The 23083-nt window shown below is 72.5% G+C and carries 23 protein-coding genes and 2 tRNA genes; 20 read left to right on the forward strand and 5 right to left on the reverse strand.

Translation table 11 applies throughout. From position 1 onward, the window contains the following. Positions 1 to 184: 184 nt before the first annotated feature. Both JK356_RS06605 and glmS read left to right on the forward strand, forming a co-directional pair. Positions 185 to 451: a hypothetical protein gene (locus JK356_RS06605; RefSeq protein ID WP_201866599.1), complete on the forward strand. Its 267-nt coding sequence runs from the start codon at positions 185 to 187 to the stop codon at positions 449 to 451. A 68-nt stretch (positions 452 to 519) separates the two neighbouring features. Beyond that, the gene (gene glmS / locus JK356_RS06610; RefSeq protein ID WP_201866600.1) at positions 520 to 2340 is read left to right on the forward strand and encodes a glutamine--fructose-6-phosphate transaminase (isomerizing); all 1821 of its coding nucleotides are present in this window, start codon (positions 520 to 522) and stop codon (positions 2338 to 2340) included. Between the two features lie 292 nt (positions 2341 to 2632). Here the strand turns inward: glmS and JK356_RS06615 are convergent, their stop codons facing one another. Beyond that, on the reverse strand, positions 2633 to 3166 hold the full coding sequence (locus JK356_RS06615) for a universal stress protein (protein WP_201866601.1): 534 nt from the start codon (positions 3164 to 3166) through the stop codon (positions 2633 to 2635). A gap of 770 nt (positions 3167 to 3936) precedes the next feature. Here JK356_RS06615 and JK356_RS06620 point away from each other — a divergent pair. The 6 genes from JK356_RS06620 (at position 3937) to rsgA (ending at position 9180) form a co-directional block, all read left to right on the forward strand. Then, positions 3937 to 5049, forward strand: a complete 1113-nt coding sequence (locus tag JK356_RS06620) for a GlxA family transcriptional regulator (protein ID WP_201866602.1) — start codon at positions 3937 to 3939, stop codon at positions 5047 to 5049. A gap of 82 nt (positions 5050 to 5131) precedes the next feature. Further along, the gene (orn, locus tag JK356_RS06625) at positions 5132 to 5728 is read left to right on the forward strand and encodes an oligoribonuclease (protein ID WP_201866603.1); all 597 of its coding nucleotides are present in this window, start codon (positions 5132 to 5134) and stop codon (positions 5726 to 5728) included. Between the two features lie 76 nt (positions 5729 to 5804). Next, positions 5805 to 5877, forward strand: a tRNA-His gene (locus JK356_RS06630). A gap of 130 nt (positions 5878 to 6007) precedes the next feature. Beyond that, positions 6008 to 6721, forward strand: coding sequence for a M50 family metallopeptidase (locus tag JK356_RS06635; RefSeq protein ID WP_201866604.1), 714 nt, complete (start codon positions 6008 to 6010; stop codon positions 6719 to 6721). 61 nt (positions 6722 to 6782) lie between these two features. Continuing rightward, a complete protein-coding gene (gene aroA / locus JK356_RS06640) occupies positions 6783 to 8144 on the forward strand; it encodes a 3-phosphoshikimate 1-carboxyvinyltransferase (protein WP_201866605.1) in 1362 nt (453 codons plus the stop codon). A 13-nt stretch (positions 8145 to 8157) separates the two neighbouring features. Next, positions 8158 to 9180, forward strand: a complete 1023-nt coding sequence (gene rsgA, locus JK356_RS06645; RefSeq protein ID WP_201866606.1) for a ribosome small subunit-dependent GTPase A — start codon at positions 8158 to 8160, stop codon at positions 9178 to 9180. Here rsgA and JK356_RS06650 read toward each other — a convergent pair. Continuing rightward, the gene (locus JK356_RS06650) at positions 9129 to 9728 is read right to left on the reverse strand and encodes a TetR/AcrR family transcriptional regulator (RefSeq protein ID WP_307815429.1); all 600 of its coding nucleotides are present in this window, start codon (positions 9726 to 9728) and stop codon (positions 9129 to 9131) included. The genes rsgA and JK356_RS06650 overlap by 52 nt on opposite strands. A gap of 155 nt (positions 9729 to 9883) precedes the next feature. Between JK356_RS06650 and hisN the strand changes: the two genes are divergently transcribed. Both hisN and JK356_RS06660 read left to right on the forward strand, forming a co-directional pair. Further along, entirely contained in the window at positions 9884 to 10705 is an 822-nt protein-coding gene (gene hisN / locus JK356_RS06655) for a histidinol-phosphatase (protein WP_201866607.1), read from the forward strand. A gap of 105 nt (positions 10706 to 10810) precedes the next feature. After that, positions 10811 to 11200, forward strand: coding sequence for a cyclic nucleotide-binding/CBS domain-containing protein (locus JK356_RS06660; RefSeq protein WP_201866608.1), 390 nt, complete (start codon positions 10811 to 10813; stop codon positions 11198 to 11200). A 75-nt stretch (positions 11201 to 11275) separates the two neighbouring features. On the opposite strand, the gene JK356_RS06665 is transcribed toward JK356_RS06660, so the two are convergent. Further along, on the reverse strand, positions 11276 to 12727 hold the full coding sequence (locus JK356_RS06665) for a catalase (protein ID WP_201866787.1): 1452 nt from the start codon (positions 12725 to 12727) through the stop codon (positions 11276 to 11278). A gap of 167 nt (positions 12728 to 12894) precedes the next feature. On the opposite strand from JK356_RS06665, the gene JK356_RS06670 reads away from it, so the two are divergent. The 7 genes from JK356_RS06670 to JK356_RS06700 all read left to right on the forward strand — a co-directional run bounded on the left by JK356_RS06670 (position 12895) and on the right by JK356_RS06700 (position 18924). Then, the gene (locus tag JK356_RS06670) at positions 12895 to 13314 is read left to right on the forward strand and encodes a Fur family transcriptional regulator (RefSeq protein ID WP_201866609.1); all 420 of its coding nucleotides are present in this window, start codon (positions 12895 to 12897) and stop codon (positions 13312 to 13314) included. Between the two features lie 44 nt (positions 13315 to 13358). Then, positions 13359 to 13432 (forward strand) — tRNA-Met (locus JK356_RS06675). A gap of 121 nt (positions 13433 to 13553) precedes the next feature. Next, positions 13554 to 14711, forward strand: a complete 1158-nt coding sequence (locus JK356_RS06680; protein WP_201866610.1) for an acyl-CoA dehydrogenase family protein — start codon at positions 13554 to 13556, stop codon at positions 14709 to 14711. A gap of 66 nt (positions 14712 to 14777) precedes the next feature. Next, positions 14778 to 15662, forward strand: coding sequence for an acyl-CoA thioesterase II (tesB, locus tag JK356_RS06685; protein ID WP_201866611.1), 885 nt, complete (start codon positions 14778 to 14780; stop codon positions 15660 to 15662). A 90-nt stretch (positions 15663 to 15752) separates the two neighbouring features. Further along, positions 15753 to 16538, forward strand: a complete 786-nt coding sequence (locus JK356_RS06690; RefSeq protein WP_201866612.1) for a phosphatase — start codon at positions 15753 to 15755, stop codon at positions 16536 to 16538. A gap of 117 nt (positions 16539 to 16655) precedes the next feature. Further along, positions 16656 to 17246 carry a TetR/AcrR family transcriptional regulator gene (locus tag JK356_RS06695; protein WP_201866613.1) on the forward strand — a complete coding sequence of 197 codons (591 nt, stop codon included), beginning with the start codon at positions 16656 to 16658 and terminating at the stop codon, positions 17244 to 17246. Between the two features lie 46 nt (positions 17247 to 17292). Beyond that, positions 17293 to 18924, forward strand: coding sequence for an alpha-amylase family glycosyl hydrolase (locus JK356_RS06700; protein WP_307815430.1), 1632 nt, complete (start codon positions 17293 to 17295; stop codon positions 18922 to 18924). Between the two features lie 11 nt (positions 18925 to 18935). Here JK356_RS06700 and JK356_RS06705 read toward each other — a convergent pair whose 3' ends face one another. After that, positions 18936 to 19457 (reverse strand): DUF4396 domain-containing protein, encoded by a 522-nt coding sequence (locus JK356_RS06705; protein WP_201866614.1) that lies wholly within the window; start codon positions 19455 to 19457, stop codon positions 18936 to 18938. A gap of 106 nt (positions 19458 to 19563) precedes the next feature. Between JK356_RS06705 and JK356_RS06710 the strand changes: the two genes are divergently transcribed. The 3 genes from JK356_RS06710 to JK356_RS06720 are packed head-to-tail and all read left to right on the forward strand — an operon-like array spanning position 19564 to position 21982. Beyond that, positions 19564 to 19833, forward strand: coding sequence for a helix-turn-helix domain-containing protein (locus JK356_RS06710; RefSeq protein WP_201866615.1), 270 nt, complete (start codon positions 19564 to 19566; stop codon positions 19831 to 19833). Positions 19834 to 19889: 56 nt separating this feature from the next. Further along, positions 19890 to 20540 carry a hypothetical protein gene (locus JK356_RS06715; protein WP_201866616.1) on the forward strand — a complete coding sequence of 217 codons (651 nt, stop codon included), beginning with the start codon at positions 19890 to 19892 and terminating at the stop codon, positions 20538 to 20540. Between the two features lie 44 nt (positions 20541 to 20584). Next, on the forward strand, positions 20585 to 21982 hold the full coding sequence (locus JK356_RS06720) for a hypothetical protein (RefSeq protein WP_201866617.1): 1398 nt from the start codon (positions 20585 to 20587) through the stop codon (positions 21980 to 21982). Between the two features lie 12 nt (positions 21983 to 21994). Here JK356_RS06720 and erm read toward each other — a convergent pair whose 3' ends face one another. Next, on the reverse strand, positions 21995 to 22762 hold the full coding sequence (erm, locus tag JK356_RS06725; protein WP_201866618.1) for an ErmE/ErmH/ErmO/ErmR family 23S rRNA (adenine(2058)-N(6))-methyltransferase: 768 nt from the start codon (positions 22760 to 22762) through the stop codon (positions 21995 to 21997). Positions 22763 to 23083: the final 321 nt, after the last annotated feature.

Consider the following 23083-nt stretch of genomic DNA (forward strand, 5'->3'; position numbering starts at 1 on the left):
TGTTAAGCGTCTTTTCATGGTCGTCTCCTGGGGCGTCCCGCGGCCGGCCGCCGGGCGTCCCACCGGTGCCGCCGGACGCCCCCGAGCGGTGCCGCGGACGAGGCGTGCGACACGCCCGTGCCCGAAATCGGGCAGGAATGTTGCGAATGAGCACCCGACCGCACAGTATCGGGGGGTGCTCTCGATGCCGAACGCCCACGACGACCTCGTGGATCACCTGGTGCGCAGCACGCCGCTCGGGCGCGGCGAGGCGGCTCGCGTGATCCTCGACGTGCTGGCGTACTTCGACGAGACGGTCGAGGAGTTCGTCCGGCGGCGGCACCGGGAGCTGCGAGGGCGGGGGATCACCAACGAGGTGATCTTCCAGCGGATCGCCGAGGAGCTGCGCCACCGGGCCGTGGCACCTCCCGAGCTGTCCCAGCGGCAGCTGCGGCGGATCGTCTACGGCTGACCGGCCGGCCCGGCGGCGTCGGCACGCAGTGACCACCAGCGGTAAAAACGGCGGCAAGAGGAGTCTGTATGTGCGGCATTGTGGGATATGTCGGGAGAAGGGACGTCGCTCCCCTCCTCCTCGAGGGGTTGCAGCGGCTCGAGTACCGCGGCTACGACTCCGCGGGCATCGCCATCCACTCCAGCGGCAGGGGCGGCGGGCTGAAGGCCGTCAAGAACAAGGGCCGCGTGCGTGAACTCGAGGAGAAGATCCCCGCCCGGTTCGCCGGGACCTGCGGCATCGCCCACACCCGCTGGGCCACGCACGGCGCCCCGAACGACGTCAACGCCCACCCCCACCTCGACCCCAAGGGCCGCGTCGCCGTCGTCCACAACGGCATCATCGACAACTCCGCCGATCTGCGCTCCCGCCTGGCCGCCGACGGCGTGGAGCTGGCCTCCGACACCGACACCGAGGTGCTGGCCCACCTGGTGGCCCGCTCCGAGGCCGAGACGCTGGAGGAGAAGGTCCGCGAGGCGTTGCGCCTGATCGACGGCACCTACGGCATCGCCGTCCTCCACGCCGACTTCCCCGACCGCATCGTCGTGGCCCGCAACGGCTCGCCCGTCGTGCTCGGCATCGGCGAGAAGGAGATGTTCGTCGCCTCCGACGTCGCCGCGCTCATCAGCCACACCCGCCAGGTGATCACCCTGGACGACGGTGAGATGGCCACCATCCGGGCCGACGACTACCGCACCTACACCACCGACGGCAGCCACACCGCCGCCTCCCCGACCACCGTGGAGTGGGAGGCGGAGAGCTACGACATGGGCGGCCACGACACCTACATGCACAAGGAGATCGCCGAGCAGCCCGAGGCGGTCGACCGCGTGCTCCGCGGCCGGATCGACGACCGCTTCGCGACCGTGCACCTGGGCGGGCTGAACCTCGACGCCCGCGGCGCCCGGGCGATGCGCCGCGTGAAGATCCTCGGCTGCGGCTCCGCCTACCACGCCGGGCTCATCGGCGCCCAGATGATCGAGGAGCTGGCCCGCATCCCCGCCGACGCCGAGCCCGCCAGCGAGTTCCGCTACCGCAACGCCGTCGTCGATCCCGACACCCTCTACATCGCGGTCAGCCAGTCCGGCGAGACCTACGACACCCTCGCCGCCGTGCAGGAGCTCAAGCGCAAGGGCGCCATGGTGCTCGGCGTCGTCAACGTCGTCGGCTCCGCGATCGCCCGCGAGACCGACGGCGGGGTGTACGTCCACGCCGGGCCCGAGGTGTGCGTCGTGTCCACCAAGTGCTTCACCAACACCGCGGTGGCCTTCGCGCTGCTCGCGCTCCACCTCGGCCGGGTCCGCGACCTGTCCGTGGCCGACGGCAAGCGGATCATCGACGGCCTGCGGCGGCTGCCCGGCCAGATCAGCGAGATCCTGGCGGGGGAGGACCGGATCGCCGCGCTGGCGGCCGAGTTCGCCCAGGCCAAGAGCATGATGTTCGTGGGCAGGGTCCGCGGTTTCCCGGTCGCCAAGGAGGCGTCCCTGAAGCTGAAGGAGGTCTCCTACATCCACGCCGAGGCGTACCCGGCCTCGGAGCTGAAGCACGGCCCGCTCGCCCTGATCGAGCCCGCCGTGCCGACGGTGGCGATCGTGCCCGACGACGAACTGATGGAGAAGAACCGGGCGACGCTGGAGGAGATCAAGGCGCGCAACGGCCGCATCCTCGCCGTGGCGCACCAGGAGCAGCCGAAGGCGGACGAAACGATCGTCGTGCCGCGTAACGAGCCGGAGCTCGATCCCGTGCTGATGGGCATCCCGCTCCAGCTGCTCGCCTACCACACCGCCCTGGCGCTGGGCCGGGACATCGACAAGCCGCGGAACCTGGCCAAGTCCGTCACGGTGGAGTGAGGCGGGCCACCGCGGCGTGAACCGGCGGCAGCGGCCGGCTCAGGACGCAGGGCGGCCCCCGGCGGAGTGCGTGCCACCAAACGCACCCCCGGGGGCCGCCATCACGCCGGCGTCGCCCATTACGCCGGCAGGAGGAGCCATCCGGCGGGTCCGTCACCTCCCGCCAGACGGCTAAAGCCTTACGTCTCCTGTTATGCCCATCACAAGCGCACAATCCACCCCTTCGAGGCGATGAGTTTGGTGAACGACCGGTGACAGTGGCGGGAGCCGGCTCCCCTCTGTCCTCACACGCCTACGGAATGACGATCACGGGCCGCTGCGCGCGCCGGGCCAGCCGGCCGGAGACCGAGCCGAAGAGGCGGCCGAGCAGGCCGTGCGTGGTGCCCACGACGATCGCGTCGGCCTCATACTCGCGGCCGACCTCCTCCAGTTCGTGGCAGATGTCGCCGCCGCGCTCCAGCAGCACCCAGGGGACGTCGGCGAGATAGTCGGAGCAGGCCAGCTCCAGGCCGAGTACCTCGGTGCGGTGGTCGGGAACGTCAACGAGCGCCGGCGGCTCGCAGCCGGCCCACACGGTGGTGGGCAGCCGGTTCGCCACGTGCACGATGATCAGCCCCGAGGAGGACCGCTGGGCCATGCCGACGGCATAGGCGAGAGCGCGCTCGCTCGATGTGGAGCCGTCGAAGCCCACGACCACGCCGTGCTGGAACGCGGGGTCGCGGGCCGGCTGTGCGTCCGCGGGATCCGGGTCCACCGGGTCGGGAGTGGCGGAGGGATCGGCCACGCGGCGGCGATCCGCTGGTTCGGGGAACTCGTGTCCAGCCATCGGAGCCTCAGCGATGTGTCAGTGAGGAAACCTCGAGAGCGGGCCGCGGACAGGGGTGGGACACGTGGCCGCCGGGCCTTGGGACAAGGCGTGGCAGGGATGCGGCAGACAGGGGGCGGGGGACGCTGCCACTCGGTCCACTGTTCCACCTCCCAGGGTACGGCGTGGCCTGTGTATGCCCAGAGACCGGGCGCATACCCCGCTGCCGGTCCCTGAAACCATGGGCGTGCAGCATGCCGTACGCCGTCGCACGGCGCAATGCCGTCGGGCATATTCCGGCAGGTACCGCTCCAGAGCGTGACTAATCGGCCGGACGGCGCGTTGATCCCTCTCTGCCCGGGTGTGCCTGCCGTTCCGCGCAACGTCCCTCGTTATGCCCGTCATCATCTGCGCCGGGGCATCTCTGCTCCGCTTCGCCGAGCGCTTCCTTCCGGCAACCTCAACCGCGATTTTCGGCCAACTTTCGAGAAGTTGACACTCTGTGCGATCACGTGCCGTCAACACAGGAGAGCGGCCGCAGTACTTGAGGTCACTCGCGGCGTCAGCGCCGCTCCCGGCCCTGCGAGAAGGGGAGGCGTACTTCCGCCAACTGCCCGTACGTGTAACGCTTCCTGATCGAATGCTTCACGCCACGCTGCCATGTCGATTTAGCGCCGAGTGATGAACTTGTCCCGTCAACCTCATCCGACGCAGTAGATTCGATCTTGGCAATCACGTCGGGGGAAACGTGCAGGACCGAGAGGATGCGACGACCGAGGGAACTGAGGAGCATGAGCCAGGACCCAACGCACGGCCCCGAGCCCGCCGTCAAGCTCGCCGCCCGGCGTCGCCGCGAGATCGTCGCGGTGCTGCTGTTCAGCGGCAGCCCCATGTTCGAAAGTTCCATCCCGCTGTCCGTCTTCGGTGTGGACCGGCAGGACGCCGGAGTGCCCCGCTACCGGCTGCTCGCCTGTGCCGGGGAGGAAGGGCCGCTGCGCACCACCGGCGGACTTGAACTGCGCGCCCCCTACGGTCTGGGGGCCGTCTCCCGGGCGGGCACCGTCATCGTCCCCGCCTGGCGGTCCATCACGGGCCCGCCCCCGGCACCCGCGCTCGCCGCGCTGCGCCGGGCACACGCCGAGGGCGCGCGTGTGATCGGGCTCAACACCGGAGCCTTCGCCCTGGGCGCCGCCGGGCTGCTCGACGGCCGCCCCGCCACCACCCACTGGATGTACGCGCCCACGCTGGCCAAGCGCTACCCCTCGGTCCATGTGGACCCCAGGGAGATGTTCGTCGACGACGGCGACATCCTCACCTCGGCCGGCACGGCCGCCGGTATCGACCTGTGCCTCCACATCGTCCGCCTCGACCACGGCCCCGAGGCCGCGGCCGCCCTGGCCCGCCGCCTGGTGCTGCCGCCCCGCCGGGGCAACGGCTCGGAGAGCGGGTCCCTGCGCCACCTCGACAAGTCTTTACCAGAGGACATCGGGGCCGACCCGCTCGCCGAGGTCGTGGCCTGGGCGCTGGAGCACCTGCACGAGCAGTTCGACGTCGAGACCCTGGCCGCGCGCGCCTATATGAGCAGGAGAACGTTTGACAGGCGTTTCCGGGCCTTGACTGGGAGCGCTCCCCTGCAATGGCTCATCACGCAGCGTGTTCTCCAGGCGCAGCGGCTGCTGGAGGTCTCCGACTACTCGGTGGACGAGGTCGCAGGCCGCTGCGGCTTCCGCTCCCCGGTGGCGCTGCGCGGGCACTTCAGACGCCAGCTGGGGGCCTCGCCGGCCGCCTACCGGGCCGCCTACCGCGCCCGCCAGCAGGAGAACGCCGCGGCGGGCCGGAACAAGCCCGCCAACGACAACTACTCGCCGCGGGTGCCGGGCCAGCGGGGCCGCTCGTCGGCATAACCGCCGTGGCGGCGGGGTCACCCCGCCGCCCGGCCGGTCACGCTGAGCGAACGGCCGCGAACACCGACGTAGGGTGTTTTGTATGAACGATCGCATGGTGTGGATCGACTGCGAGATGACCGGACTCTCGCTGGCCGACGACGCGCTCATCGAGGTGGCCGCGCTGGTCACCGACTCAGAGCTGAACGTGCTGGGCGAGGGGGTGGACGTGGTGATCCGCCCGCCGGAGGCCGCCCTGGCCTCGATGCCCGAGGTGGTGCGCGCCATGCACACCGCCTCCGGGCTCCTGGACGAACTCGAGGGGGGCACGACCCTGGAGGAGGCCGAGCGCCTCGTCCTGGACTACGTGCGCACCCACGTCCCTGAGGCCGGCAAGTCGCCGCTGTGCGGCAACTCGATCGGCACGGACCGCGGCTTCCTCGCCCGGGACATGCCCAGCCTGGAGTCGTACCTCCACTACCGTGTGATCGACGTCTCCTCCGTCAAGGAACTCGCCCGCCGCTGGTACCCGCGGGTCTACTTCAACAGCCCCGAGAAGACCGGCAACCACCGGGCGCTGGCCGACATCCGGGAATCCATCGCCGAGCTGCGCTACTACCGGGAGGCGATCTTCGTCCCCCAGCCGGGCCCGGACTCCGAGGCAGCCAAGCGGATCGCCGCCCATCACGTGGTGGCGTGAAAACCCGGGCACCGGCACCCCCTTCGAGCATGTACCATCAGTACCGGCCGGAGCATTCCGCACGACACGGCCGATGGTGGGCGTAGCTCAGCTGGTAGAGCACCTGGTTGTGGTCCAGGTGGCCGCGGGTTCGAGTCCCGTCGCTCACCCTGTCGCTCAGGGCCCGGTCCGCACGCGCGGGCCGGGCCCTCGCGCGTTCCCGCAGCCGGCGGCCGGGAGCGCCGGGCCGCCGCACGCGCCGACCCTGGAGAGCCGCGCATGGATGTCGCGCAGGATCCCGTGGAAGTCACGAGCCTCACCGAGCTGTGGGACCGCGTCACCGGCACGCAGCCGGACCCCGAGCGGTGGCTGATCATCGCCGCCGGACTCGTGGCGCTCGCCGCCGTGACGCCCTGGAGCGTGTGGCGTTGGTCACGCACCGCCATCACCATCGCCCACGAGGGCGGCCATGGCCTGGTGGCGCTGCTGTCCGGCCGCACCCTGACCGGCATACGCCTGCACTCCGACACCTCGGGCCTGACCGTCTCGCGCGGCAAGCCGACCGGTTTCGGCATGGTCCTCACCACCGCCGCCGGCTACACGGCCCCGTCGCTGCTGGGGCTCGGCGGGGCCGCGCTGCTGTCCGCCGGGCGCATCACGGCCCTGCTGTGGGGCGCGATCGCGCTGCTGGGGGGCCTGCTGGTGATGGTGCGCAACGCCTACGGCGTGCTCGCCGTCCTGGTCACCGGCGCCGCGTTCTTCCTCGTCTCCTGGCTGACCAGCCCCGATGTGCAGGCCGCCTTCGCCTACCTGGTGGTGTGGTTCCTGCTGCTGGGCGGCGTGCGGCCGGTCTTCGAACTCCAGCGCAAGCGCCGCCGGGGAGCCGCCCCGCAGTCCGACGCCGACCAGCTCGCGCGCCTCACGCACGTCCCGGGGGCCGTGTGGGTGCTGTTCTTCGCCGCGGTCTCCCTCGTCTGCCTGACCGGCGGAGGCCACTGGCTGCTCACCGTCTGAGCACCTGAAATCCCGCCGCGCGGGCGGATATCACGCAGGGTCACCCACTACAGTGAGACGTATGACCGACAACAGCGCACATCCCGCTCTCTGGCCGGCCCCGCTCGCCTCCGGCGGTGTCGACGCGACCGTCACGGTGCCCGGATCGAAGTCGGTCACCAACCGGGCCCTCATCCTCGCCGCGCTGGCCTCCGACCCGGGCTGGCTGCGGCGCCCGCTGCGCTCGCGTGACACCCTGCTGATGGCCGAGGCCCTGCGCTCCCTCGGCATCGGCATCGAGGAGACGGCCTCGTCCTCCTCGTCGTCGGCCGTCTCCGGGCTGCCGCAGAGCCGGGGCGAGTCCTGGCGCGTCATCCCCGCCACCCCGCAGGCTCCCGCCACCGTGGACGTGGGGAACGCCGGGACGGTCATGCGTTTCCTGCCGCCGCTCGCCGTGCTGGCCGAGGGGCCCGTATCGTTCGACGGCGACCCGCGCGCCCGCCAGCGCCCGCTGACCGGGCTGATCGACGCCCTGCGCTCCCTGGGCGCCAGGATCGAGGATGACGGGCGCGGCGCCCTGCCGATGACGGTGCGCGGCACCGGCTCGCTCGACGGCGGCCCCGTGGAGGTCGACGCCTCGTCGTCCTCGCAGTTCGTCAGCGCCCTGCTGCTGTCGGGCGCGCGCTACAACCAGGGCATCGAGGTGCGGCACGTCGGCCGGACCCTGCCGTCGCTGCCGCACATCCGGATGACGGTGGAGATGCTCCGCAGCGCGGGCGCGCAGGTGGACACGCCCGAGTCCGGGGGCGAGCCGAACGTCTGGCGCGTCGCGCCGGGCGCGCTGCTCGGCCGCGACCTGGTCATCGAGCCCGACCTGTCGAACGCGCAGCCGTTCCTCGCCGCCGCCCTGGTCACCGGCGGCCGGGTGACGATCCCGGACTGGCCCGCCCGTACCACCCAGCCGGGCGACGCGCTGCGGGAGATCTTCACGGAGATGGGCGGCGAGTGCGTGCTCGACGAGCGCGGCCTGACGTTCACCGGCAGCGGCCGGATCCGCGGCATCGACATCGACCTGAGCGAGGTCGGCGAGCTGACGCCGGGCATTGCCGCCGTGGCCGCGCTGGCCGAGAGCGAGTCGGTGCTGCGCGGCGTGGCCCACCTGCGGATGCACGAGACGGACCGGCTGGCCGCGCTGACCAAGGAGATCAACGCGCTGGGCGGTGACGTCACCGAGACCGAGGACGGCCTGCGGATCCGGCCGCGCCAGCTGCACGGCGGCGTGTTCCACACCTACGACGACCACCGCCTGGCCACCGCCGCCGCCGTGCTGGGCCTGGTCGTGAAGGACATCGAGGTGGAGAACATCGCGACCACCGGCAAGACCATGCCCGAGTTCCCCGAGCTGTGGCACGGCATGCTGGCGGGCTCCGGGGTGAGGGACTGAAGGCTGGCCCGCGATGCGACGGTACGGCAGGCACACCGACGAGGACGACGTCCGGATCAGGCCGAGCCGTCGTGGCAGCAGGCCGCGCACGCACCGGCGCCCCGCGCACGCGGACGCCGCCGAGGGCTTCGTGGTGACGGTGGACCGGGGGCGGATCACCTGCCTCGTCGAGGACCGCACCGTCGTGGCCATGAAGGCCCGTGAGCTGGGGCGCAAGGGCGTGGTGGTGGGCGACCGGGTCGCCCTCGTCGGCGACCTGTCCGGCCGCAAGGACACGCTCGCCCGGATCGTGCGGGTGGAGGAGCGCCGCTCGGTGCTGCGGCGCACCGCAGACGACACGGACCCGTACGAGCGGGTGGTGGTGGCCAACGCCGACCAGCTGGCCATCGTCACGGCGCTCGCCGACCCCGAGCCGCGGCCGCGGCTGATCGACCGCTGCCTGGTGGCCGCCTACGACGCCGGGCTCGATCCGCTGCTGATCCTCACCAAGGCGGACCTGGCTCCCGCCGGGCCGCTGCTGGAGTCGTACGCGGCGCTGGGCGTGCGGCACGTGGTGACCAGCGCCGAGGAGTTCGCCAGCGGGCCGGGGGAGGAGGGCGCCGCCGTGGCGCGGGTGCGCGAGCTGCTCAGCGGGCGGACCACCGCGCTCGTCGGGCACAGCGGCGTCGGCAAGACCACGCTCGTCAACGCGCTGGTGCCGCAGCGGCAGCGGGCCACCGGCGAGGTCAACGCGGTGACGGGCCGCGGCCGCCACACCACCGTCTCGGCGCTGGCGCTGCCGCTGCCGGACGACGACGGCTGGGTCATCGACACCCCGGGCGTGCGGTCGTTCGGCCTGCACCACGTGGATCCCTCGCGCGTGATCCACGCCTTCCCTGACCTGGAGCCCGGTACCGCCGGCTGCCCCCGTGCCTGCGGCCACGACGAGCCGGACTGCGCCCTCGACGACTGGGTCGCCGAGGGCCACGCCGACCCGGCCCGGCTCTATTCGCTGCGCCGCCTGCTGGCCACGCGCGAGCGCCACGAGGGCGACTGACGCGCGCCGGGGACGGCCCGCCGCCCGCTGCCCGGTCCGGGGCGCGGGGCCGGCGCTGCCGCGGCGGGCGGCGCGACGACGTAGGAGAGCGCCAGCCGCACCGCCGTCTCGCAGCGCTGGGCCAGGCCTTCCTCCGGCGGGTCGCGCCTCGCCAGCTCGGCCAGGGCGCGTTCGGTCAGCGCGGTGACCAGGTCAGTGGGGCGGGCGGGGGAGGGCGGCAGGTCGGTGCCGTGGCAGCCGGTGAGAGTGGCGCGGACGAGCCGGTCGCGGCGGGCGGCGGCCGTGATCCAGTCGGTGCCGCGCGCCAGCGTCTCCTCGAGGCCGGTGGTGCCGGCCGCCAGCCGGCTGGCGAAGCCGTCGAGGAATCTGCCGATCTGCCGCTCGACGAGCGCGGAGCCGAGCCCGGCCTTGTCGCCGAACTCGTTGTAGAGGGTCTGCCGGGAGACGCCGGCGGCGGCCGCCACCTCCACCATGCGCACCATGGGCCACGGATGTCGTTCGACCGCCTCGCGGGCGGCGTCGAGCAGGGATTCACGCGCGGTGGGCACCGTTGCCTCCTCGCCATCCAGGTACGCCTCTGGCCTGGTGCCGGACAGGATTGACGGGGCCGGAAGGGGTGTCAAGACGGCCGGCGCGCCAGGGGGTGTTCTCCGGCCGCCGGGGGCGCTGGCTGGCCGTGGCCTGCCCGGATACTGTGTCGGGCATGGCCGACTACCACGATGACCTGCGGCTGGCCCACGTGCTGGCGGACGCCGCCGACGCGGCGACGATGGAGCGGTTCAAGGCGCTTGACCTGAAGGTCGAGACGAAGCCCGACATGACTCCGGTCAGCGAGGCGGACAAGGCGGCGGAGGAACTGATCAGGTCGTCGCTGGCACGGGCGCGTCCGCGTGACGCGGTGCTGGGTGAGGAGTTCGGCAGCGAGGGGCAGGGGCCGCGGCGCTGGGTGATCGACCCGATCGACGGCACGAAGAACTACGTGCGGGGCGTGCCGGTGTGGGCGACGCTGATCGCGCTGCTGGAGCGCGGCCAGGGCGGCGACCGGCCGGTCGTGGGCGTGGTCTCGGCGCCGGCGCTGGCGCGCCGGTGGTGGGCCGTCGCGGGCGGCGGCGCGTACACGGGGCGCGGGCTGCACGCGGCGACGCGGCTGCGGGTGTCCCGGGTGCCGCGGCTGGCGGACGCCTCGTTCTCGTACTCCTCGCTCACCGGCTGGGAGGAGCGCGGCGTGCTGGACGGCTTCCTCGACCTGACGCGGGCGTGCTGGCGGACGCGGGCCTACGGCGATTTCTGGTCGTACATGATGGTCGCCGAGGGGGCGGTGGACGCCTGCGCGGAGCCGGAGCTGTCGCTGTGGGACATGGCGGCGGTGTCGGTGGTCGTGCAGGAGGCGGGCGGGCGCTTCACGTCGCTGGACGGGCAGGACGGGCCGCACGGCGGGAACGCCGTGGCTTCCAACGGGCTGCTCCACGACGAGGTGCTCGGCTACCTCACCGGCGGAAGCGGGGCGGATCCGGCCGGTTCCTGACGTTCGCGCCCTTGTTGGCGGCAGCACCCCGTGTGAGCATGAGAATCCCCCCGCTTGTGACCTTGTGAAAGCTCTCTCAAACTCTCTCAAAGGGGCTGGTCCCTCATGCTCGTCCGCGACGCCATGAGCACCATTGTCCTGACCATTGGTCCCGATCACACTCTCCGGCAGGCCGCCAGGCTCATGGCGGCCAGGCGCGTGGGCGCCGCGGTCGTGCTCGATCCCGAGACCAGCGGAATCGGCATCCTGACCGAGCGCGACGTGCTCAACTCCCTCGGCCGGGGCCAGGATCCCGACACCGAGCGCGCCGGTGACCACACCACGACAGACGTGGTGTTCGCCGCCCCGCAGTGGACGCTGGCCGAGGCCGCCTACGCGATGACGCAGGGCGGCTTCCGCCACCTGATCGTCCTTGACCGCCACGAACCCGTGGGCGTGGTGTCCGTGCGGGACATCATCAGCAGCTGGACGCCCGTCCTCAGCCCGGCCGGATAGCCGGGCCGCGGAAGCGCGTTGGGCGGCCCCGCCCGGGGGACAGCGGGGCCGCCCAAGCGTTACGGCAAGCCGGCCTCAGCCACGGAGGGCCTGGACCGCGGCCTCCAGCCGCTTGCCGTAGTCGGCGTCCGCCTTGCGGAAGTTCTCGATCGCGCGCTGGACGATGTCGTCGCGCGAGACCTGCGAGATGGAGTCGGCCAGGTTCTGGATCAGGCGCTCCTTCTCGTCCTCCGACATCAGGCGGTAGAGGTTGCCCGCCTGGACGAAGTCGTCGTCCTCGGCGTGCGACGGAGCCGGGATGTCACCGGTGACGCCGGAGACGGACACCGGCTCCCACAGCGGGCGGCCGGTCTGCTCCGGGCCGCCGAAGCTGTTCGGCTCGTAGTTCTTGGCGCCGCCGTGCCGCCCGTCGTACAGGAAGCCGTCGCGGCCGTGGGTGCGGGCCTCGGCGGCGTGCGGACGGTTGACCGGCAGGTGGTCGGCGTTGACGCCGACGCGGTAGCGGTGCGCGTCGCCGTAGGCGAACAGGCGGCCCTGGAGCATCTTGTCGGGCGAGGGGCCGATGCCCGGCACGAAGTGGTGCGGGGAGAAGATCGACTGCTCGACCTCGGCGAAGATGTTCTGCGGGTTGCGGTTGAGCACCAGCTTGCCGATCTCGATCGGCGGGTAGTCCGCGTGCGGCCAGACCTTGGTCAGGTCGAACGGGTTGAACCGGTAGGTGGCCGCATCGGCGGCGGGCATGATCTGCACCTGCACGGTCCAGCTCGGGTAGTCCCCGTTCTCGATCGCGGTGCGCAGGTCACGCTGGTGGCTGTCGGGGTCCTTGCCCGCCAGCTCGGCCGCCTCCTGGGTGGTCAGGTTCTTGATCCCCTGGTCGGTCTTGAAGTGGTACTTGACCCAGAAGACCTCGCCGGCCTCGTTGTTCCACTGGAAGGTGTGGGAACCGTAGCCGTTCATGTGGCGGTAGCTGGCGGGGATGCCGCGATCGCCGAAGAGCCAGGTCACCTGGTGCGTCGACTCCGGGCTCAGGCTCCAGAAGTCCCACATGTTGTCCGGCTCCTGGGAGCCGGTGTAGGGGTCCCGCTTCTGCGTGTGGATGAAGTCGGGGAACTTGAGGGCGTCCTTGATGAAGAAGATCGGCGTGTTGTTGCCGACGAGGTCGTAGTTACCGTCCTCGGTGTAGAACTTCACCGCGAAGCCGCGCGGGTCGCGCACGGCGTCAGCGGAACCCAGGCTGCCCGCGACGGTCGAGAAACGGATGAAGACCTCGGTCTCCTTGCCGATCTCGGACAGGAACTTCGCCCGGGTGTACTTGGTCACGTCCGCGGTCACGGTGAACGTGCCGTACGCCCCCGCGCCCCGGGCGTGCACGACCCGCTCCGGGATGCGCTCACGGTTGAAGTGCGCGAGCTTCTCGATGAGCAGCTGGTCCTGGATGAGAACGGGGCCACCCACGCCCGCGGTCTGGCTGTTCTGGTTGTCCGCAACCGGGGCACCGGCCTCCGTGGTCAGCGGACCCGTCGCGATCTGGTCGGTCATCTACCTGACTAGCCCTTCAGGTCGGTTTCGACTGCGGCCCGGCTCTTGGCCGACGCCTGAGGAGATCCTATATTAGACAATGTCCAAGTCAAGACGCTGCCCGAGAGGGCGACGACACGGGCCCGCGGAAGCGTGCCCACGCTAGGGTGGAACGCATGAGTGACCTGCTTCAGCGACTCCGTGACCGCGGCTGGCGGCTCACCGCTCAGCGGCGGGTCATCGCCGAGGTGCTGGATGGCGAGCACGTGCACTACACCGCCGACGAGGTGCACGCGCGGGCGGCCGAGCGGCTGCCGGAGATCTCCCGGGCGTCGGTCTACAACACGCTCGGCGAGCTCGTCGCGCTCGGCGAGGTCATCGAGGTCACCACGGACGGCCGCGCCAAGCGGTACGACCCCAACTCCCGCCACCCGCACCAGCACCTGGTCTGCTCCGGCTGCGGGACGATCCGGGACGTCCGCCTGGACGGGGATCCGATGAGCGTTCTGCCCGAGGGCGAGCGCTACGGCTTCACGATCTCCGAGGTGGCCGTCACCTACTACGGGCAGTGCCCCAGCTGCGCGGCCGCCGCCTGATTTGCGCAGGCGGTCGGCGCCGTCGTAAAGTAAAGGCACACCGACGCGGGGTGGAGCAGCTCGGTAGCTCGCTGGGCTCATAACCCAGAGGTCGCAGGTTCAAATCCTGTCCCCGCTACGAAGGCTGAGGCCCGGATCTCCGGATCCGGGCCTCAGTGCTGTTTCCGCCAGCCCTGGACACCCTGGTGACCCGTCGGTAGCTTGACGCGCACAGCGGCCCGACGGCACCGGGAGGCAGCGTGCGCCGTACCGTCTTCTCCTCCGACCACGAGGCGTTCCGCCGGATGATCCGCGACGTCATCGCGGCCGAGGTGGTCCCCGTCTACCGGGACTGGGAGGAAGCGGGCCAGGTGCCGCGCGACTTCTACCGGCGCCTGGGCGAGCTGGGCATTTTCGGTATCGAGGTGCCCGAAGAGTACGGCGGCGCGGGGGAGCGCAGCTTCATGTACCAGGCCGTGCTCACCGAGGAGCTCTGCCGCGCGGCCGTCTCGTTCGGCGGCTCGGCCGTCCACGCCGGGCTGTGCCTGCCGTACCTGCTGGCGTACGCAACGGAGGAGCAGAAGCGGCGCTGGCTGCCGCCGTTCGTCACCGGCGAGATGATGACCGCCATCGCCATGACCGAGCCGGGCACCGGCTCCGACCTGGCGGGCATCCGCACCAGCGCCCGGCTGTCGGACGACGGCGGCCACTACGTGCTCAACGGCGCCAAGACGTTCATCACCGGCGGCGCCCAGGCCGACCGCGTGCTGGTCGTCGCCCGCACCGCGCCCCCCGCCGCCGGGGACCGGCGCGCCGGGCTGACCATCCTCGCCGTGGACGCGCGCAGCGAGGGCTTCACCGTCGGCAGGAAGCTCGACAAGCTGGGGCTGCTGGCATCCGACACCGTGGAGCTGTCCTTCACCGGCGTGCGGGTTCCGGTGACGGACCGGCTCGGCGAGGAAGGCCAGGCGTTCTCGTACCTGACGAGCAACCTGCCGCGCGAGCGCCTGTTGATCGCGCTGCTGGCCTACGGGCAGTCGGCGGCGGCCGTGCGGCTGGCCACGGACTACGTCAGGGAGCGCACCGTCTTCGGCCGGCCGGTGGCGTCGTTCCAGCACACCAAATTCGTGCTGGCTGACTGCCAGGCCGCCGTCGCGGCGATGCGGGCGCTGGTCGACGACGCGCTCGCCGCCTGCGACGCCGGCGAGCTGACGCCGGCCGGTGCGGCCACCGTCAAGCTCTTCGTCACCGAGCAGTCCGCGCGGGTCGTGGACTCGTGCCTCCAGCTGCACGGCGGTTACGGCTACATGCGCGAGTACCCGGTCTCCCGGCTGTACGCCGACAACCGGGTCACCCGCATCTACGGCGGCACCAGCGAGATCATGCGCGCGATCACGGCCAAGGACATGGGGCTGTAGCGGCCGCCGGCGCAGGCGGGGAGCCCGGGCGGGCCCGGCCCGGCGCGGTCAGGCAGAATCTCCCCCATGGAAGCTACCGTGCAGTATCTCCTGGGTCTGCTTGACCTCGAGCGGATCGAGGAGGACATCTTCCGCGGCCAGAGCCATGCCTGGGTGGCGCCGCGGGTCTTCGGCGGGCAGGTCGCCGCCCAGGCGCTCGTCGCCGCCTGCCGCACCGTCCCGGACGACCGGCCGCCGCACTCCCTCCACTCCTACTTCCTGCGCCCCGGCGACCCGGGTGCGCCCATCGTCTACACGGTCGACCGCATCCGCGACGGCCGGTCCTTCACCACCCGCCGGGTCGTGGCGGTGCAGCACGGCCAGGCGATCTTCCACCTGTCGGCGTCGTTCCAGCGGCCCGAGGAAGGGCTCAGCCACCAGGACCCGATGCCGCAGACGCCGGATCCCGAAACGCTGCCCAGCGCGGACGAGATGCTGCCGCGCTACCGCCACCTGCTGGTCGATCCGGGCATCGTCGAGCTGCTGCTGGAGGCGCGCAAGGCGATCGACCTGCGGTACGTCGCCGAGCCGCCGTTCGCCACGGCGGGCACGCCGCGCGAGCCGCGCTCGCAGGTGTGGTTCCGCTTCAACGGCAAGCTGGAGGGCGAGCTCGACGACCCGCTGGTGCACACCTGCCTGGGCACCTATGTCTCGGACATGACGCTGCTGGACTCCATCCTGCTGGCGCACGGCCGGGGCGGCTGGATGACGGGCGACATCGTTGGGGCGAGCCTCGACCACGCCATGTGGTTCCACCGGCCGTTCCGTGCCGACGAGTGGCTGCTGTACGACACGGCGTCGCCGACCTCCCAGGGCGGCCGCGGCCTGGCGCACGGCCGGATCTTCACGCGGGACGGCAGGCTGGCCGTCTCGGTGGTGCAGGAGGGCCTGATGCGCATCCCGCGCGGCTGAACCCCGCCCGCCCCGGTCCGGCCGGGGCGGGAGATCACGCTTGGGCGACGGACCGTGCTGGTTCCGGCGTAGCCGGGCGATACTGGCCGTATGCCGACCGCCGCCCCGTCCCGCTCCGAGCTCATCGAGCACCTCATACGCACCCGGATCGCGGGCGACGTCGCCACGCCACGGGAGAACAACCTGGCGCACTACCGCGAACTGGCCAACGGCAACCGGTACTACTGGCTCGGCCTGGACCTCGGCGACCGCTGGACCGACGAGCAGGACGTCCTGGCGGTGATGGCCGAGCGCTGCGGCGTGGACGGTGACCCGGCCTACCGGCAGGGGCAGGACACGATCGATCCCGAGCTCACCGTCGCCGCCCTGGACCGGGCCGCCGAGCTGCTGCGCAAGGCGGCGGCGGACCGGCAGCGGGTACTTGTGGCGACCGGGCACCCGGGCGGACTGCTGGACCACCACGCCCGCACCGCTGCCGCGCTGCGGGCGGCGGGGTGCGAGATCGTCGACGTGCCGCTGGGGCTGAGCGCCGACGAGGGCGTGGTCGCCCAGTTCGCGGGCGTGGCCATGTACGAGCGCGGCTCCACGCTGTGGCACACCCACTCGCCCGCGCCGATGGCGGAGATCCTGGCGGCGCTGCCGCAGGAGGGCGAGGAGCTGCCGGACCTGGTGATCGCCGACCACGGCTGGGCGGGCTGCGCCGCCCAGCACGGCCTGGACACCATCGGCTACGCGGACTGCAACGACCCGGCCCTGTTCCTGGCCGAGGCGGAGGAGACCCTGTCGGTCTGCGTTCCCCTCGACGACTACGTGGCCAGCCCCCGCTACTACGATCCGCTGACCGCCTACCTGCTGCACGCCGCCGGCCTTGCCTGACGCGGCCTGGTCGCCCGGCGGGGCGGCGGGGCCTGCCAGAATAGAGAGGCGGAACCGCGCTCCGTTGCGTGCTCCGGGGGACCGGACCGCTTCGCGACGTCACGGAAGGAGCTGTGCGTGAGCGACGAGGGCAGCGGGACGGCGACCGCCGCCGGAGCACGGCGCAGGGACGCCCGCCGCAACCGCCAGGCCCTGCTGGACGCGGCCGCCGCCGTGTTCGTCGCCTCCGGCGTGAACGCGCCGGTGCGCGACATCGCGGCCAAGGCGCGGGTCGGGATGGGCACGGTGTACCGCCACTTTCCCACCCGGGCGGACCTGATCATCGCCGTCTACCGGCACCAGGTCGACGCCTGCGCCGAGGCCGGGCCGGCCCTGCTCGACAGCAGCGCGACGCCGTACGCCGCCCTGGAGCGGTGGATCGATCTCTTCGTCGGCTTCCTGGTCACCAAGCACGGCCTGGCGGCGGCGCTGCGCGGCGACGACGCCCGCTTCCAGACGCTGCACGCCTACTTCCTGGAGCGCCTGGTGCCGGTGTGCTCGCGGCTCCTCGACGCCGCTGCGGCCGCCGGCGAGATCCGCACCGGCATCGCGGCCAAGCAGCTGATGCGCGGCATCGGGAACCTCTGCGTGGGCGCCGACAACGATCCGGACTACGACGCGCGCCGCCTCGTCGCGCTCCTCGTCGCCGGGCTGCGCCAGCCGGCCTGAAGCCTCCGGACATCCCGCCACGGACATCCCGCCGCGAAAGGACACCGTGACCGACTCCGACTGGTGGCGCGACTGCGTCGTCTACGAGATCTACGTGCCGAGCTTCGCCGACAGCGACGGCGATGGCATCGGCGACCTGAACGGCATCGCCGCCCGGCTGCCGTACCTCGCCGCCCTGGGCGTGGACGCCGTGTGGCTGACGCCGTTCTACACCTCGCCGTGGGCCGACGGCGGCTACGACGTGGCCGACTACCGCGACGTCGACCCGCGCCACGGCACGCTCGCGGACTTCCGCGCGCTGCTGGACCGCGCCCACGGGCTCGGGCTGCGCGTGATCGTCGATATCGTGCCCAACCACTGCTCCGACCAGCACCCGTGGTTCGCCGAGGCGCTCGCGGCCGGGCCCGGCTCGGCGGCCAGGGAGCGGTTCGTCTTCCGCGACGGCAAGGGGCCCGGCGGGTGTGAGCCGCCCTCGGACTGGCAGTCGAAGTTCGGCGGGCCGGCGTGGACCCGGGTGCCGGACGGGCAGTGGTACCTGCATCTCTTCGCGGCCGAGCAGCCCGACCTGAACTGGGAAAACCCCGAGGTCGCCGCCGAGTTCGACCGCACGCTGCGGTTCTGGCTGGGCCTGGGCGTGGACGGCTTCCGCGTCGACGTCGCGCACGGGCTGCGCAAGGACCTCGCCGAGCCGCTGCGCGACACCCGCGGCCAGGACGCCGCGCCGCTGGACTCCCCGCCGGAGGGAGACAACCACCCGTTCTGGGACCGCGACGAGGTGCACGAAATCTACCGCGCCTGGCGCAAGACCATCGACGCGTACCAGCCGCCGCGGATCGCCGTCGCGGAGGCGGGCGTGAGCGCGGCCCGGCTGCCCCTGTACACGCGGCCCGACGAACTGCACCAGGCGTTCAACTTCTTCTACCTGCGCTGCCCGTGGGACGCCGCGTCGTTCCGCGAGGTCATCGCCTCCTCCCTGGCGGGCGCCCGCGCCGTCGGCACGCTGCCGACGTGGGTGCTGTCCAACCACGACGTGGTGCGCCACGCGACCCGCTACGGCCTGCCGCCCGGCACCGACCTCGCCGCCTGGCTGCGCGGCGACGGCCGCGAACCAGCCGCCGGCCTGGCGCTGGGGCGGCGGCGGGCCAGGGCGGCGGCGCTGCTGACGCTGGCGCTGCCGGGCACCACCTACCTGTACCAGGGCGAGGAGCTGGGCCTGCCGGAGGTGGCCGACCTGCCGGCCGCGGCGCTGCGCGACCCGATGTGGGAGCGCAGCGGCCATGCGCTCAAGGGCCGCGACGGCTGCCGCGTGCCGCTGCCGTGGACCCGCTCCGGCCCCTCGTACGGCTTCGGCCCCGGCGCCGCGTCCTGGCTGCCGCAGCCGCCCGGCTGGGGCGAGCTGTCGGCCGAGGCGCAGGAGGACGACCCGGACTCCTTCCTCCAGCTGTACCGGCGGGCGCTGGCGCTGCGGCGCGCGCTGCGCGGCGCGGACGACCTGCGGTGGCTGCCGGAGGCCGGGGACGAGCTGGCGTTCAGCCGCGGGGACCTGGAGTGCCGCGTCAATCTCTCGGCCGCGCCGCTGCCGCTGCCCTCCGGCGCCCGGGTGCTGCTCGCCAGCGGCCCGCTGCCGGACGCGACGCTGCCGCCGGACACGGCCGTCTGGCTCGCCCCCGGGCGGTAGCCGGCCAGGTGTCAGTGGCCGTGGACCACGGCGTGCCCGCGGCCCGCGGCGATCAGCCAGCGGTTCACCGGCAGCGCCGCCACGAAGGCGACCGCCAGGGAGAACGCCAGCGAGCCCCAGAACCGGGCCGTGGCCAGGTCCGCGTCCATCGCCCCGGGCACGGCCAGCATCACGGCGTTGTCGGTGGCCTCCATGACCGCGATGGACACGGTGTCCGCCGCCAGTGCCACCCGCAGCGCCGGGCGGAACGGCACGCCCGTGCGCAGCACGCCCCGCATGGTCAGGGCATAGCCGAAGCCGAACGCGAGGACGACGGCCAGCGCGACCGTGCCCGCGCCGTGCCAGCCGAGCACGGTGCCGGCGGCCATGCCGAGCACCTCCCCGATGGCGCAGCCGGTCAGGCAGTGCAGCGTCGCCTGGGCGGCCATACGCCAGCCGGTGGCGTGCTGCCCGGCCGGACCGGCGGTACCGGCGGGGCCGCCGCCGTGCCCGGGGTGCGGGTGGTGGGGTTCCTGGCCGTGGTGCTCCTCCATGGCGGCAGGAAACCACTTCGCGCGGCCAGCGGGCGAAAGCGCCGCCGCCGGCGCCGCCGGGGACGAGGCCGGCGGCCGGTAGCCGGTCGGTATTAGTATCACGGCCATGGTGCGTCATCCTCTCACCGCCCTCGAACGCGAACGCGGCCGGCGCCTCGGCGACCTGCTGCGGCGGGCCCGGGGCGCGCGCAGCATGACGGACGTGGCCGCCGAGGCCGGCATCTCGGCCGAGACGCTGCGCAAGATTGAGACGGGGCGGGCGCCGACCCCTGCGTTCTTCACGATCGCCGCGCTGGCGGGGGTACTTGACCTGTCGCTGGACGAGATCGCCGCCGCCTGCGCGGCGGCGGACGACGCGGGTCAGGCCGTGGCCTGACCACCGCCCCGCGAAGCGGCCGGAGAGCAACAGCGGAGCACCGAAGGGGGACAGACATGTTCAAGCGCGGCAGGGCCACGGCGCCTGCGGCCGTGCCGCAGGTGGACTGGCGGGGCGTCACCGCATTCGAGGTGGGCACCACCGTGCTGCGCAAACGCCGGGGCCGGCGCAAGCCCGTCACCGGACGGCTCGCGGTGCGCGTGCCCACCGGGGACCCCGACGATCCGGTGCTGGCGCCCTGCGCCTACTTCGCCCCGCACGTCGCTGCCAGCGTCGCCGCCTCGCGCCTGTACACCGACGAGGACGCCCAGCACGTGCTGCTGCGCATCGGCCCGCGCCAGCGCGACGGCGAAGACGAACTGCGCACCATCACGGACGCCGACGGCGGCGAGATCGGCGTCATCCGCCGCGTTCCCCCCGAACACCATCTCGTGCGGCACACCTGGGTGCTGAGCCAGCCGGGGCGGCCCGACATCACCGGGAAGACGGTGGGCGTCGGCCGGCGCGGCGGCCGCATGCAGCGGGACCTCATCAGCGGCCTGCGCGGCCTCGACGGTGGCGAGAACGCGCACCTGGCGCGGACGATCATGTGGCACGCCCGTGACGAACTCGTGATGACCACGCGGGCGTTCGGCGTTACCGTGATCAGCGCGGACTGGCTGGACCGGCGTCTGGCCTTCGCATACGCCATGCTGGCCGACCGCTAGATACCGCGCCGGGGGGGTGGCGGAGCGGGAGCAAGGGGGAACACGTGACCGACATACGCAGCGTCAATCCGGACGATCTTGAAGAACTCGCGCGGCTGCTGGACGGCGGCTCCGGCGGCGGTGGCCTCGAGGGGGCCTTGTCGGACATCTTCACGCGCGCTACCGGGCTGAACGCCAGCGACGAGGTGTCGGCGCTTCGCCCGATCCAGACCTGGGCCTCGGAGACCGCGCCCGACCTGCGGCGGCGCGCGGGCTACGCCCGCCTCGACGAGGGTGATCCCACGGCGGGCCTGCTGCTGGCCGGCTTCACCCCCGAGGAACTCGCCAACTACGGCGAAGAGGTGTCGCTGGACGACCTCATCACCCTCAACGCCCTGGCGGCCAACGGCAACGCCGAGGACGACGTCTTCACCCGCCAGCACCGTGAGGAGATCGACGAGTACCTCGCGCGCATCGCCGCCCACTACGCCGAGCAGCTGCCGTTCCTCGAGGGGCACGCCGAGACCATCCAGAGCCTCATCATGTTCGGCATCGACGGGCTGAACGTGTCGGCCGCCGGCGGCGTCGTCCTCGGCCAGACCATGTCGCTCTACCGGGTCTGGCGCGGCTACCCGGGCGCCGCGCTGAGCGCGCCGGGCACCTGGCTGCCCGGCCAGCTCGCCAGGTACCTGCGCACCAACCCGACCATCAACCGGCTGCTGATGATCCCCGGCCAGCGGGCCTACGCGATCGAGTCCGCGATCTTCGGCCGCGGCTGGGACCTGGCGCGCAGCTCCACGCTGGCCAACCGCGGGCTGTACGGCCTGTCAGCCAACAGCCTGGCCAACTTCCTCGTCGGCAACGACCGGCTGGCCCGCCTGCTCAGCTACCACCCCGGCATGCCCGTGGACGAGCGCATCGCCTACCGCGCCACCCAGGGCACCCGCGCCGCCAACGCCAGCATGTGGCGCATCGGCCGCAACACCTTCTCCGGGCTGCGCGCCCTGGGCAACACCCGCTGGGCCGCCACCACGGGTGCCGTCTTCAACTCCGTCCGCGCCACCGGTACCCTGCGCTTCATCGGTGTCGGCGGCAGCGTGCTCGGCACCGGCTTCTCGATCGCCAACGTCGTCGCCCAGGGCAACCCGATCGACGCCTGGAACGAGGCCGAGGGCGTCCAGGGGAAGGCCGGCTACCTCGCCGACTGGGCCGAGGTCGGCTTCAACGCCTCCCTGACTGCCGCGATGGTCGCGCCCAACCCCGTGACCGTGGGCCTGGCCATCGGCACCGGCATCGCTTACGCCGGCCTGAAGGTCGTCGAACACTGGGATGACGTCACGGAATTCGTCGGCAACGCGGTGGATACCGTGGCCGACTTCGCCAGCGACGCGGTCGATACCGTCACGGAGATCGGCAGCAACATCGTCGAGGGGGTCTCGGACTTCATCGGCAGTCTGTTCTGACGCCCCGGCACCTCACCGCTCCAGCCGCCGGAAGACGGTCAGCCACTGCTGGGGCGTCACCAGGCCCACCGGCGCGTCCTCGGACACGCCCGCCGCACGCAGCGCCGCGCGCACCCGCGCGGCGGGACGGGTGCGCGACAGCGTCGCGCGCACCGAGCCGCCCACGCCGGTGAAGCCCTCGGCCACCAGCGCGCGGAACGCGCCGAGCCGCCGCGCGGGCAGCAGCGGGGCCGGGCGGCGGACGATCCGCAGCACGGCCGAGTCCGTGCGCGGCACCGGCGTGAACCGCTCGCGGCTGATGCGCGGCCCCAGCCGCCACGCGAACTCCGGCCAGGAACATACGGTCACGAGGGTCCAGCGGCCGTAGTCGCCGGTCCGCTTGCGCGCGTACTCCCGCTGCGTCACGAGCGTCGCCGACGTCAGACCGGGCGCGGCCAGGCACCAGCGGACGATCTCGGACGTGCGGGCGTAGGGGATGCTGCCGACGACGGCGAACGGGCCGCGCGGCGGGCGCGCCCGCAGGAAGTCGCCGGGCACCACCCGGATGTTCCGCGCCCGCGCCAGGCGGCGCGGCAGCCGCGCCGCCAGCACCGGGTCCAGCTCATAGGCCACGACCTGGCGTGCGCTGGCGGCGAGGACACGGGTGAGCGTGCCCTCGCCGGCGCCGGGTTCGAGCACCAGGTCGCGCGGGCCGACGCGTGAGGCGCGCACGATCGCGCGCAGCGTGGCCGGGTCGTACAGGAAGTTCTGGGAGTAGGTCTTGCGGCGGCTGACTGCCACGGGTGATGCCCTCGCCCTCGTGCGGACCGGAAACCCGGAAACGAGGACAGGCCACGGAGAAGCGGGAACGGGGATGCCCGCTGGCGGCCTGTCCGGGTCATGACGGAACTCCGGACGGCCCTGGCGGTCACCGCGTATGAACGCCCAGCGGCGGCGGGAAAGGGAAGAGCGAGCGGAAAACGGGAAAAGCTCACAAAGGGGAAGGCGGCACGCGCCGCGACGCGTCCGAAGGGCGGACAGCGGGCCGCGGCGGATGCCCGACGCCGGGCGGTCTAGCGGACCAGGGCCGGGCGCCGGCCGCGCGGGCGGCGGGTCATAAGA

Origin of the sequence: Streptomyces sp. 7-21, assembly GCF_016741785.1 — a bacterium.
Lineage (GTDB): Bacteria > Actinomycetota > Actinomycetes > Streptomycetales > Streptomycetaceae > Streptomyces.

What these genes read in the sequence shown, in the direction of transcription:
- JK356_RS06670 (WP_201866609.1), top strand. Translation starts at nt 12,895, where the DNA reads ATGAGTGACCTGCTTCAGCGACTCCGTGACCGCGGCTGGCGGCTCACC.
- glmS (WP_201866600.1), top strand. Translation starts at nt 520, where the DNA reads ATGTGCGGCATTGTGGGATATGTCGGGAGAAGGGACGTCGCTCCCCTC.
- JK356_RS06615 (WP_201866601.1), bottom strand. Translation starts at nt 3,166, where the DNA reads ATGGCTGGACACGAGTTCCCCGAACCAGCGGATCGCCGCCGCGTGGCC.
- aroA (WP_201866605.1), top strand. Translation starts at nt 6,783, where the DNA reads ATGACCGACAACAGCGCACATCCCGCTCTCTGGCCGGCCCCGCTCGCC.
- JK356_RS06605 (WP_201866599.1), top strand. Translation starts at nt 185, where the DNA reads ATGCCGAACGCCCACGACGACCTCGTGGATCACCTGGTGCGCAGCACG.
- JK356_RS06705 (WP_201866614.1), bottom strand. Translation starts at nt 19,457, where the DNA reads ATGGAGGAGCACCACGGCCAGGAACCCCACCACCCGCACCCCGGGCAC.
- JK356_RS06620 (WP_201866602.1), top strand. Translation starts at nt 3,937, where the DNA reads ATGAGCCAGGACCCAACGCACGGCCCCGAGCCCGCCGTCAAGCTCGCC.
- hisN (WP_201866607.1), top strand. Translation starts at nt 9,884, where the DNA reads ATGGCCGACTACCACGATGACCTGCGGCTGGCCCACGTGCTGGCGGAC.
- orn (WP_201866603.1), top strand. Translation starts at nt 5,132, where the DNA reads ATGAACGATCGCATGGTGTGGATCGACTGCGAGATGACCGGACTCTCG.
- JK356_RS06660 (WP_201866608.1), top strand. Translation starts at nt 10,811, where the DNA reads ATGCTCGTCCGCGACGCCATGAGCACCATTGTCCTGACCATTGGTCCC.
- rsgA (WP_201866606.1), top strand. Translation starts at nt 8,158, where the DNA reads ATGCGACGGTACGGCAGGCACACCGACGAGGACGACGTCCGGATCAGG.
- JK356_RS06715 (WP_201866616.1), top strand. Translation starts at nt 19,890, where the DNA reads ATGTTCAAGCGCGGCAGGGCCACGGCGCCTGCGGCCGTGCCGCAGGTG.
- JK356_RS06710 (WP_201866615.1), top strand. Translation starts at nt 19,564, where the DNA reads ATGGTGCGTCATCCTCTCACCGCCCTCGAACGCGAACGCGGCCGGCGC.
- JK356_RS06690 (WP_201866612.1), top strand. Translation starts at nt 15,753, where the DNA reads ATGCCGACCGCCGCCCCGTCCCGCTCCGAGCTCATCGAGCACCTCATA.
- tesB (WP_201866611.1), top strand. Translation starts at nt 14,778, where the DNA reads ATGGAAGCTACCGTGCAGTATCTCCTGGGTCTGCTTGACCTCGAGCGG.